This is a genomic window from Pedobacter jeongneungensis, assembly GCF_039538295.1.
Taxonomy (GTDB): domain Bacteria; phylum Bacteroidota; class Bacteroidia; order Sphingobacteriales; family Sphingobacteriaceae; genus Pedobacter; species Pedobacter jeongneungensis.
Window position 1 is genome coordinate 1 of the sequence record NZ_BAABBY010000042.1, and the last position, 681, is coordinate 681.

The following is a 681-nucleotide window of genomic DNA, read 5'->3' on the forward strand; positions in this document are numbered from 1 at the left end:
GTCCTGTTAAAGCAAATTAAAAAGGAGTTTGGCATTAACTTTAAACTAAACAGCATATTCGAATCACAGAATATTAAACAAATTGCAAGCGAAATAGATAATATTATCTGGCTTAATCAAAATAGTGAAATGAATAATGAAACGATAATTTAAGTTATATGAAAGAGCTAATATCCAGACTTAAAGCACATGATATTCATCTATCAGTAAACAATGGGGATTTGAAAGTGAAATTTAAAGGTGCAAGCCTTCCCGCTGTTTTTTTTAAAGAAATAAAAGATAATAAGAACCAAATAATCGACTATCTAAATAGTATTTCTGATGTAGTTGTGCCAAAGTACATTTTAAATATTCAATATGATAAAAGCGGTTATCCTTTATCATCCTCCCAACGCCGTCTTTGGATACTGAGCCAGTTTGAGGAAGGGAATATAGCTTATAACATACCTCGGGCATATTTTTTTGAAGGTTCTTTTGACCGTTCCGCCCTTGATTATGCGTTTAAGTCATTGCTTGACCGGCACGAAATCCTGAGGACTGTTTTCAGGCAGGACGATTCGGGAGAGGTTCGCCAGGTTGTCCTTTCATCCGAAGAGCTTGGCTTCCAGATACGGTACCTGGATTTACAGGATGAAAGGGAACAGGAAGATGTGGTTTGGGGAATTGTCCACAGCGACTGGA

1 protein-coding gene is annotated in these 681 nt (G+C 36.9%); it reads left to right on the top strand.

Annotation, left to right across the window (positions count from 1 at the left end):
* Positions 1–158: 158 nt before the first annotated feature.
* A partial coding sequence (locus tag ABD769_RS24955; RefSeq protein ID WP_344854081.1) for a condensation domain-containing protein occupies positions 159–681 on the top strand: 523 nt, incomplete at its 3' end.